At 73.0% G+C, this 9896-nt stretch carries 12 protein-coding genes; 11 read left to right on the forward strand and 1 reads right to left on the reverse strand.

The features are described from left to right. From VFN12_RS06865 to VFN12_RS06915, 11 genes are all read left to right on the forward strand, one after another. Nucleotides 1-1086 (forward strand): Hsp70 family protein (locus VFN12_RS06865; RefSeq protein WP_325117878.1); only part of this gene is annotated, 1086 nt, incomplete at its 5' end. After that, a complete protein-coding gene (gene grpE / locus VFN12_RS06870) occupies nt 1083-1826 on the forward strand; it encodes a nucleotide exchange factor GrpE (protein WP_325117879.1) in 744 nt (247 codons plus the stop codon). The genes VFN12_RS06865 and grpE, both read left to right, overlap by 4 nt. Before the next feature lie 34 nt (nt 1827-1860). After that, nucleotides 1861-3018 (forward strand): molecular chaperone DnaJ, encoded by a 1158-nt coding sequence (gene dnaJ / locus VFN12_RS06875; protein WP_414690013.1) that lies wholly within the window; start codon nt 1861-1863, stop codon nt 3016-3018. Continuing rightward, nucleotides 3015-3440, forward strand: coding sequence for a heat shock protein transcriptional repressor HspR (locus VFN12_RS06880; RefSeq protein ID WP_325117882.1), 426 nt, complete (start codon nt 3015-3017; stop codon nt 3438-3440). Before dnaJ ends, VFN12_RS06880 begins: the two co-directional genes overlap by 4 nt. A 43-nt stretch (nt 3441-3483) precedes the next feature. Continuing rightward, nucleotides 3484-4107, forward strand: a complete 624-nt coding sequence (locus tag VFN12_RS06885; protein WP_325117883.1) for a hypothetical protein — start codon at nt 3484-3486, stop codon at nt 4105-4107. Nucleotides 4108-4157: 50 nt separating this feature from the next. Beyond that, nucleotides 4158-4448: a hypothetical protein gene (locus tag VFN12_RS06890; protein ID WP_325117884.1), complete on the forward strand. Its 291-nt coding sequence runs from the start codon at nt 4158-4160 to the stop codon at nt 4446-4448. A 49-nt stretch (nt 4449-4497) separates the two neighbouring features. Further along, a complete protein-coding gene (locus VFN12_RS06895; RefSeq protein WP_325117885.1) occupies nt 4498-5772 on the forward strand; it encodes a hypothetical protein in 1275 nt (424 codons plus the stop codon). A 9-nt stretch (nt 5773-5781) separates the two neighbouring features. Next, entirely contained in the window at nt 5782-6546 is a 765-nt protein-coding gene (locus VFN12_RS06900) for a hypothetical protein (RefSeq protein WP_325117886.1), read from the forward strand. Then, nucleotides 6539-7099 (forward strand): hypothetical protein, encoded by a 561-nt coding sequence (locus VFN12_RS06905; protein WP_325117888.1) that lies wholly within the window; start codon nt 6539-6541, stop codon nt 7097-7099. The genes VFN12_RS06900 and VFN12_RS06905 overlap by 8 nt, the downstream gene beginning before the upstream one ends. An 82-nt stretch (nt 7100-7181) precedes the next feature. Then, nucleotides 7182-8477, forward strand: a complete 1296-nt coding sequence (locus tag VFN12_RS06910) for a hypothetical protein (protein ID WP_325117889.1) — start codon at nt 7182-7184, stop codon at nt 8475-8477. Continuing rightward, complete coding sequence (locus VFN12_RS06915) at nt 8474-9409, forward strand: Abi-alpha family protein (RefSeq protein ID WP_325117890.1); 936 nt, start codon at nt 8474-8476, stop codon at nt 9407-9409. The genes VFN12_RS06910 and VFN12_RS06915 overlap by 4 nt, the downstream gene beginning before the upstream one ends. Before the next feature lie 73 nt (nt 9410-9482). On the opposite strand, the gene VFN12_RS06920 is transcribed toward VFN12_RS06915, so the two are convergent. Beyond that, nucleotides 9483-9896, reverse strand: a 414-nt coding sequence (locus VFN12_RS06920; RefSeq protein ID WP_325117891.1) for a response regulator transcription factor, incomplete at its 5' end; no start/stop codon positions are given.

The following is a 9896-nucleotide window of genomic DNA, read 5'->3' on the forward strand; positions in this document are numbered from 1 at the left end:
GAGTCGGGCCCGCTCCACTTCGAGGAGAGGCTGACCCGCGCCGAGTTCCAGAAGATGACCGCCGACCTGCTCGACCGGACCAAGGAGCCGTTCAAGTCGGTGCTCAAGGACGGCGGCGTGGCGGTGGCCAACATCGACCACGTCGTGCTGGTCGGCGGCTCCACCCGGATGCCCGCCGTCACCGAGCTGGTCAAGGAGCTGCTCGGCGGCAAGGAGCCCAACAAGGGCGTCAACCCCGACGAGGTCGTCGCGATCGGCGCCGCGCTCCAGGCCGGCGTGCTCAAGGGCGAGGTCAAGGACGTCCTGCTGCTCGACGTCACCCCGCTGAGCCTCGGCATCGAGACCAAGGGCGGCGTGATGACCACGCTGATCGAGCGCAACACGACGATCCCGACCAAGCGGAGCGAGATCTTCACGACCGCCGACGACAACCAGCCGTCGGTGGAGATCAAGGTCGCGCAGGGCGAGCGCCAGATGTGGGCGCAGAACCAGCCGCTCGGCAACTTCGAGCTCACGGGGCTGCCGCCGGCACCGCGCGGCATCCCGAAGATCGAGGTCACCTTCGACATCGACGCCAACGGCATCGTCCACGTCTCCGCCAAGGACCAGGCGTCCGGGCGCGAGCAGTCGATGACGATCTCGGGCGGCTCGGCCCTCGGCAAGGACGAGATCGACCGCATGGTCAAGGAGGCCGAGCAGTACGCCGAGGAGGACGCCAAGCGTCGCGAGGCGGTCGAGACCCGCAACCAGGCCGACCAGCTCGTCTACACCACCGAGAAGTTCCTCGAGGAGAACGGCGACAAGATCCCCGACGACGTCAAGACCGAGGTCCGGGCCGACGTCGACGCCCTCAAGGCGACCCTCGACAACGCCGAGGCCTCCGCCGAGGAGCTCCAGGCCGGGGTGAGCAAGCTCGGCGAGTCGAGCCAGAAGATGGGCGCCGCGATGTACGCCGCCGCCGAGGCCGAGCAGGCCGCCGCTGGCGGGGCCGACGGGTCCACCGGCGCGGCCGACGACGACGTCGTGGATGCCGAGATCGTCGACGAGGAGCCGGGGGACACCGCGGCCGAGGGTGACGACAAGTGACCCAGGCCCAGCCGACGCCGGAGGGCCCGGCAGATGACAGGGGGCCCGATGACAGGGGGCCCGATGACAGGGCAGGCGACCCGTCCGCGGAGCTGCCCCACGAGGCCGAGGTCGCGGAGGAGCCGGCCGCCGCCGAGCCGGCGGTGGACGAGCAGGCCGGTGAGGACGCGGACGCGGCCTCGACGGCGGAGGAGGTGGACGAGCTGACCGCGACGAAGGCTGCGCTGCAGGAGCGGACCGCCGACCTCCAGCGGCTCCAGGCCGAGTTCCTCAACTACAAGCGCCGGGTCGACCGCGACCGGGAGCTGGTGCGGCAGAACGCGACGTACCTCGCGCTGGCGCCGATCACCGAGGTGCTCGACACCATCGACCGGGCCCGCGAGCACGGCGATCTCGACCCGGGATTCCGGGCGGTCGCCGAGCAGCTGGAGCGGGTCGTGACCGGACTGGGGCTGACCAAGTTCGGCGAGGTGGGCGACGCCTTCGACCCGCGGATCCACGAGGCCCTCTCCCACATCGGTGAGGATCCGGAGGTCCAGGTGACCACCGCCAAGGTGGTGGCCAAGGCGGGCTACCGGATCGGCGACCGGGTGGTGCGGGCCGCGCAGGTGCTGGTCGTCGACCCGCCGAGCGGTCCCACCGAGCCCGACGTGGCGACCGGCGAACCGCCGGCCGAGGGACAGCCGGTCGAGACACAGGACGCCGAGGGACACCCCACCGAGAGGCACGGGGCCGACTGACGGAAGGGAGGTGCGCGTGAGCACCACGGAGGGTATGCGGGCCGACTGGGCCGGCAAGGACTTCTACGACGTGCTCGGCGTCAAGAAGGACGCCACGGCCGAGCAGATCAAGAAGGCCTACCGCCGGCTCGCGCGCGCCAACCACCCCGACTCCAACCCCGGCGACAGCGCCGAGAGCCGGGCCAAGCACGACAAGTTCAAGGCGGTCGCCGAGGCCTACGACGTCGTCGGGGACCCGGAGAAGCGCAAGAAGTACGACGAGATGCGGGAGCTCTACGGCTCCGGCGGGTTCCGCGGCGGATTCCCGGGCGGCTCCGGTGGCGCCGGCTTCGACCTCAACGACCTGCTGCGCGACCGGGCCGGCGGCGGCTTCGGCGACATGTTCGGCGACCTGTTCGGCGGTGGCCGGCCCCGCCAGCAGCCGCGCCGCCCGCAGCGGGGAGCCGATGTCGAGACCACCGCGACGATCGGTTTCACCGACGCGATCGAGGGCGTCACCATCCCCCTGCGGCTGACGTCCGACGCCCCGTGTCCCGACTGCCAGGGCACCGGCGGCAAGCCCGGCACCAAGCCCCACATCTGTCCCGAGTGCGAGGGAGCCGGGGTGATCGTGGCGTCGGTGGGCGGTGCCTTCACCATGAACGAGACCTGCCCGGCGTGCGGTGGCCGCCAGCTCGTGTACGACGACCCGTGCCCCACCTGCCAGGGCAGCGGTCGGGGCATGTCCGCCCGCACGATCCAGGCCCGGATCCCCGCCGGCGTCAGGGAGGGCCAGCGGATCCGGCTCCGCGGCAAGGGCGCGGCCGGCGAGCACGGCGGACCGGCCGGAGACCTCTTCGTCAACATCAAGGTCAGCCCCCACCGCCTCTTCGGCCGCAAGGGCGACAACCTCACCCTCGACGTCCCGGTGTCGTTCGACGAGGCCGCACTCGGCGCGGAGATCAAGATCCCCACCCTGGGCGGGGCCCCGGTCACGCTCAAGCTGCCCCCGGGCACGCCCAACGGCCGCACCTTCCGGGTCCGCGGCAAGGGAGCCAAGCGGGCCGACGGGACCACCGGTGACCTGCTGGCGACGGTCCGGGTGCACGTGCCTGCGGTGCTCGACGCCACCGCCCGGGAGGCGGTCGAGGCCTACCGTGCGGCCACCGCCGGCAAGCCGCTGCGCGCCAACCTCTTCGAGGACTCGGCGTGAGCACGCCGTTCCGGGCCCCCGCTCCGGATGCCGCCGTCTACGTGATCAGCGTGGCCGCCGAGCTGTCCGGACTCCACCCGCAGACGCTCCGGGCATACGAACGACTCGGCCTGATCACGCCGGGTCGCACCGTCGGGGGAGGGCGCCGCTACTCCCACCGCGACATCGAGCTGCTGAGGACCATCGCCGAGCTCACCGCGGCCGGGATCGGCATCGAGGGGGTACGCCGCCTCCTCGACCTCGAGAACCAGCTCACTGCCCTGCGGGCGCGCAACGAGGAGCTCGTCGCCGAGCTGGAGGCGACCCGGGAGGCCCTCAGGCAGGCGACGAGCGGGCGCCGTACCGACCCGGGGCCCAACCGGCTGCCGGTGCTCCGCCAGCCGTCGCCGGTCCGGTCCATGGTCGTCTGGCGCCGCCGCTGACTTGTACCCCGCGGTGCGCTCTCGCTCGCGTACCTTCAGCCCTGTGGGGTATTTCGGGAGACGCAAGGAGCGCCGGCTCGTCGCGCTCGAGGAGCTGCGGCGGGCTCGCCAGCTGGTGACCGAGGACGTGACCGTCTTCGGTGAGCAGCTCGCCGAGCTGCACGTGGAGACCATGACCACGGACCTCGACGAGGACATGCGACGTGACTACCAGCGCGCGCTGGACCTCTACGACGAGGCCAAGCACGCCCTGACCCGGGCGAAGGCCACCGAGCACGTCGCCGACGTCCACGCGGTCGTGCCGGTGCTCAACGAAGGACGCTTCCACCTCGCCTGTGTGCTCGCCCGCCGCGACGGCGCGGATCTGCCCCAGCGGCGCCAGCCCTGCTTCTTCAACCCCCAGCACGGGCCCGCGGTCGCGGACGTGCCCTGGACGCCGCCCGGCGGCGTGGAGCGCAAGGTCCCCGTCTGCCGCTCCGACAAGCGCAGGCTCGACGGAGGCGAGGACCCCGAGATCCGCCTGGTGCGGGTGGGAGACCGCTACGTGCCGTGGTTCGCGGCCGAGCGTGAGCGCGGTCTGCTGGTCGCGACGATCGGGTCGGTGGCCGTGTCGGGAGTGCCCCGCTGGGTGATGCTCGAGGCGGACCGCGACCGACTCGGCGGCTGAGTCCCCCGAAGGGGGGTGTACGTCGAGCGGGGCTGGGGTATGAGTGGCCCATGCTCACCGTTGACCCCCAGGGGCTGACCGACGCCGCGGGCCAGGTCGAGGCCACCGGGAGCGCGCTCGCCGGACTCGACGTGGCCGGACCCTTCGCCACCGTCTCCGACGCGCTGGTCGGCTCCCGGACCAGCCAGTCCTGCCTGTGGGTGTCCACCCGGCTCGGGGCGGCGGTCCAGGTCTACTCCGAGGGACTCCAGGCCCTGGCCACGGCGGCGCGCGCCAGTGCCGGTGACTTCTCCGGCACCGACCACGGGGTCGCATCCGGATTCGGGCCGGTCGGCCGGTGAGCACCCCACGGTGCGCGGTCGCCGCCCCACTGGTGGGCAGGGAGAGCCGGTGAGCGCCCTGACCATCGCCCAGGTGAGGTCGTGGCGTCCCGGGGACCTGGACACCGCCGCCGCGGCCGTGGGTGAGGCGTCGACACAGGTGGACGAGCAGGCCCGAGCCCTGTCCCGGACGCTGGAGCAGGCGCTGACGGACGCGCGGGGCTACTGGGCGATGGCGGCCAGCGAGCGCGCCGCCGAGGAGGCAAGGACCGGCGCCCGGCTGGCCGATGCCCTCGACCTCGCCCGGGTCGCCCTCAGGACCGGCGCCACCGACATCGGGCATGCCAAGACCCGGCTGCTCGACACCATCGCCGGTGCCGAGTCGGAGGGGTACACGGTCGGGGACGACGGCCGGGTCACCGCACCCACCCTGCCGCCGGTGATGACCTCTCCCGAGGGCGCCGCGGCAGCGGCGGCCGAGCGCAACGCCGAGCAGGACCGGCTCAACGACCGTGCCGGCGCGCTCGCCGCCGAGATCGGTGCCGCCCTGGCGGGGGTCGGCAGCGCCGACGCGGCGACCGCCGAGTCGCTCGGCGGGATCGACATCCCGCAGACCCTGGAGTCGGCTGTCGAGGCCTACATCGAGCGGGCGATCACCAGCCGGGACCTGCTGGGAGCCCTCGGCACGGCGGGCGGTGCCATCACCCTGGGGCTGGTCCTGAAGAAGTCGGTCGGCCTCTTCGGGCGGTCGCGGTCCTTCCTGGACTTCCTCCGGGCGTCCTCGGCGCCGATCACCGACTACCAGACCTTCCTGCGCAACATGGGCGCCGGCGACGACGCGCTCCGGGCGTTCGTCAACGGCGCCGCCGACGGTGGGTTCGCGCGCTTCCTCATCGGCAGTCGCGCGGCCCAGGTCGCCGGGAAGGCCTTCCTCCCCCTCACCGTGGTCACCGGTGCCATGGACGCCGTCACCGGCGGCGGGTACGACGGCGCCCGCGGCTGGGCGACGCGCGGCTTCGGCCTCGCCGGAGCCGCGGGAGGCGGAGCCCTGCTCGCCAGCTCCGCGGGCCTGATCGCCCTCGGGCCGGTCGGGGTCGGCATCGCGGGGGCGGCCGTCCTCGGCTACGGCGCCTGGACCCTGGGCAACTACGTCTACGACCACTGGGACGACATCACGGAGTTCGGTGGCGCTGCCCTCGAGTGGACCGGTGACCGGCTCGGCGACGCCTACGACGCCGCCTCCGCCGCCACCGACTGGGCCGGTGACCGGCTCGAGGACGCGGGGGACACCCTCGCAGACGTCGGCTCCTCGGCCCTCGACACGGTCAGCTTCGGACTGCTCTAGGTTCGTGCCGTGCCCGCCACCGAGTCCACGCCGGTCTTCGTCGAGGTCCTGACCGATGAGGAGCTGTCGGTCGTCGCCCGTCCCGGGGCGATGCCGGTGACGCCGTTCCTGGACGACCTCGCCGAGTCCGACCGGGAGACCGCGCGGCGGTCGGCCTACCGCTCCCTGGTGGCCCGCGGAGTCGTGCAGCCACCGACGCCGGAGGCGATCGCTGCCGCGACCGCCCTGCGCGACGGCAGTGTCGAGCTGATGGTGCGCCAGGACGTCAGATCGGTCGTGGCCCTGCGCGAGGCCGCACAGGTGGTCGTCGCCGTCGCGCGGACCACCGTGGCCAGCCAGGACTTCTGGTACGCCCACCTCGTCGACGACGTCGTCCTGCTCGAGGAGGTGAGCAAGGACGGGATGCACCGGTTCGCCCTGGCCGACGCCGCCGCCCTCGAGGAGCTGGCGGTCGGGGCCGCCGTCCACCCGGACTCGGGTGACGGCGACGGCCCGGCGGTTCCGGTCGCCGCGCCTGCCGGCGACCCGACCCCGCCCGACGAGGTGCTCGAGCGGCTGGGGGCGGCGTTCCTGCGCGCCGACGTCGTGGTCCGCCGCCCGGGCGACGACCGGCCCCCCGTGTTCGCGCTGCTGTCCGGGCCCGACGGGTGCTGGGTCATCGAGGCCGGTGACCAGCCGCTCGCGGCCGAGCCGCTCTCCGCCGGGGCGGCGCGGAGCAGGCTCGCCGATGCGGTGGCCTCGGTCCGGGCCGAGGCGGTGACCCTGCGTGGCTGAGCGGGTTCGCGTCCCCCGGCTGCTGAGCAGCTCCCGCTCGATGTGGTTCTCCGCGATCGCGGCTGCAGTGGCGATCCCGGCCGTGGTCGTCTGGGCACTGCTGACCCAGCCGGTGGAGAACCAGGTGGCGGCAGTCGTCGTCGGTGCGCTCCTGCTCGCGTTCCTCGGGGGCCTGGTCTTCCGCACGACCTCGCTCGACACCGAACGTGGGCTGGTCGTGCGCACCGTGGGTGGCGCCTGGCAGCGGTCGGTGGCCTGGGCGGACGCCTCCGTGGTCCGGGTCCGCGGGAACAACGCCGGCCAGGCGCTGCTCGAGGTGCGCGGAGCCGGGCGGCGTACGTCGACGTACCTCCCGCTGGTGGCGGCGGACCTCGGCGGGGACCGCAGCCAGTCGCCGGAGTTCCTGCGCGTTCTCGCCGACCAGGTCGAGCGTTGGTCCCCCGAACGGGGAGCGGTCGTGAAGCTGCTGCGGGCGCAGGCAGACCACGTCGCAGCCGGCGGCGAGGTGCGGGAGTCGCCGGTCGCGCGCGCACACCTGGCCCGGGCCCGCTGACGCCGACGCTCGCGCTCGACCACGAGGCCGCGCGGACCGATACCCTTCGTCCCTGGGAGACGACCCGACAGGGGGTGGCGCAGTGATCGGGGAGTTCTTCCGCGACATCGACTGGCTCCACTTCCTCACGATCCCCGTCTTCACCGGCGTCGTCGGGTGGTTGATCAACTGGTCGGGCCTGGTGATGCTGTTCAGCCCGGTCCGCTTCCACGGGGTGAGGATCCCCGGCATGCGCGAGCTGGCCACGGTGCTGCCCCGCAAGGTGCAGGAGGTGCCCGGCCTGCTGCAGGGCGGGGTCGGCTGGCAGGGCATCATCCCCGCCCGCGCCGCCAAGATGGGCAGCATCGCCGTCGACAAGGCGATCGCCAAGCTGGGCACGCCGTCGGACTTCTACCAGCAGCTCGAGCCGGACCGGATCGCCGAGCACATCGTCACGGTCTTCCGCCCGGAGATCCCCGAGCTCGTCGACGAGGTCATGCGCAAGGAGCACCCGCGGCTCTGGCGCGACCTCCCCCGTCCGGTGCGGGAGGCGGTGATCGAGCGGGTCCAGGCGCAGCTGCCCTCGGTGGTGGGACGGGTGACCGACGAGATCGGCAACCACATCGACCAGCTGCTCGATCCGAAGATCATGGTGATCGACCACTTCCGCAACGACCCGGCGCTGGTCGTCCGGATCTTCCGTGACTTCGGCCAGCGCGAGCTCAACCTGATGGTGGCGTTCGGGTTCGTCTTCGGGTTCCTGCTCGGCATTCCCGTCGCGCTCGCCGACCAGCTCTTCCACCAGTGGTGGCTCCTGCCCGTCCTCGGCGTGATCGTCGGCTGGGTCACCAACGCCCTCGGCATGTGGCTGATCTTCGAACCCCCGGACGAGCGCCGGATCCTGGGGGTGAAGGTGCACGGGCTGTTCCCGCGCCGCCAGGAACAGGCCGCAGAGGTCTACGCCCGGATCATCGCCGACGACGTCATCACCCTCGAGCGCATCGGTGACTTCCTCCTCGACGGCCCGCGCGGGGACCGCACCCGCCAGATGCTGGCAACCGCGCTCAGGCCGGCGATCGACAAGGCGGCCGGCCCGGCGCGTGCCGCGGTCCGGGTCGCCGTCGGGCCCGACCGCTTCGACACCATCCGCGAGTCGGTCGCCCGCGAGGCCGTGGGACGCACGATCAGCCCGTTCAAGGACGAGGAGTTCGGCAAGCGCCAGGCCGAGAAGATCCGGGTGCTCGTGGCCACCCGGACCAAGGAGCTGCCGCCGGCGGACTTCGTGGAGATGATGAGGGCCGCGATCCGCGAGGACGAGTGGATGCTCTACGCCCATGGCGCGATCATGGGACTGGGCGGCGGGTTCCTGCACCTGTGGATCTTCGGAGTGGGTGGATGACAGAGGACGAGTTCGAGGAGGTTCGCGAGATCACCCCGGTCTCGCGCGACACCGGCCAGCCCCCGGCCTTCGCGCCGGCCGTCGAGGCGCTGCCGGGGCTGGCTCGCGTCGCCGCGGCCGCCTGCTGGCACGGGACGGAGTGGGGGGTGCGCACCACCGCCCGGGCCGGGCGCCGGGCGCTCCGGGCGGCGACGGACCCGGGCGAGGCCGCCGCGCTGGCCCGGGATGCGACCGAGGCCGTCGCGGTGATCGGCGGGCTGGCGCGGGCGGTGTCCGCCGGCGTCCCCCTCGCGACCGCCCTGACGTCGGCCGGCGAGTCGCTGGGTGAGCTGGCCGAGCCGCCCGAGACGGGGGCCGATCACGAGCGCCACGACGGGATGACCCTCCGGGAGCGCGGAGCCGAGCTCCTCGAGCGTTCCCGCGACGTGTGGAACGACGACGTCGCCCACCCGGCCTACGAACGCATCCTCGACGAGCTGGCCCCCGACGAGGCCCGGATCCTGCTGCTCCTGCTGCAGGGCGGGCCACAGCCCAGCGTCGACGTGCGGACCGGCGGTCCGGTCGGGATGGTCCACAGCCAGCTGGTCGCTCCCGGGCTGACGATGATCGGTGGCCGCGCCGGGTGCCGGCACCTCGACCAGGTCCCGTCGTACCTCAACAACCTGTTCCGGCTCGGACTCGTGTGGTTCTCGCGCGAGTCACTGCGCGACCCCATGGAGTACCAGGTGGTCGAGGCCCAGCCCGACGTGCTGGCCGCCATGCACTCGGTGAAGTTCCCCAAGGTCGTACGGCGCAGCATCCACCTGACCCCGTTCGGCGAGGACTTCTGCCGCACCTGCCTGGTCGACGAGGACGCCGACTCGGAGACGTCGTTCCCGCCGCACGGCGTCCCGCCCGAGCCGGACTCGGGCGAGCCACCGTCGTCCGGCTAGCTGTGATGTCCAGGCGTGGCGCCGGCCGGCGGAGCCACGAGCAGGGCGTGGGGGCCGGAGTCGACCCGACCGGTCAGGCGTAGGCCTTGAGCGGGAACGGCTGCACGACCTCCGCCTCGGGCGCCCGCGCCACCAGGTGCAGGTGCTCGATGACGTTCTTCATCGACACGCCCTTCTCGACGAACCCGACCGCGCCACGCTCCATGGCCGTCTCGGTGACCTGATCGCTGCACTGGGCCGAGAACATGACGACCCGGGCACGCGGGCAGTGCTCGCGGAGGTGGGGCAGGAGGTCGAGGCCGGCCACCTGCGGCAGGTTGACGTCGAGCAGGATGATGCCCGGCCGGTCCTGCTGGGCCATGGCGAGTGCCTCGTGCGAGTCGCCGGCCGCACCCACCACGTCGACTCCGGCGCGAGCCAGGGCGAGCCGCAGCAGTCCCCGCACGTCCTCGTTGTCGTCGACGATCAGCACGCGCAGCGGGCCGGC

Origin of the sequence: Nocardioides sp., assembly GCF_035703625.1 — a bacterium.
Classification (GTDB): Bacteria; Actinomycetota; Actinomycetes; order Propionibacteriales; family Nocardioidaceae; genus Nocardioides.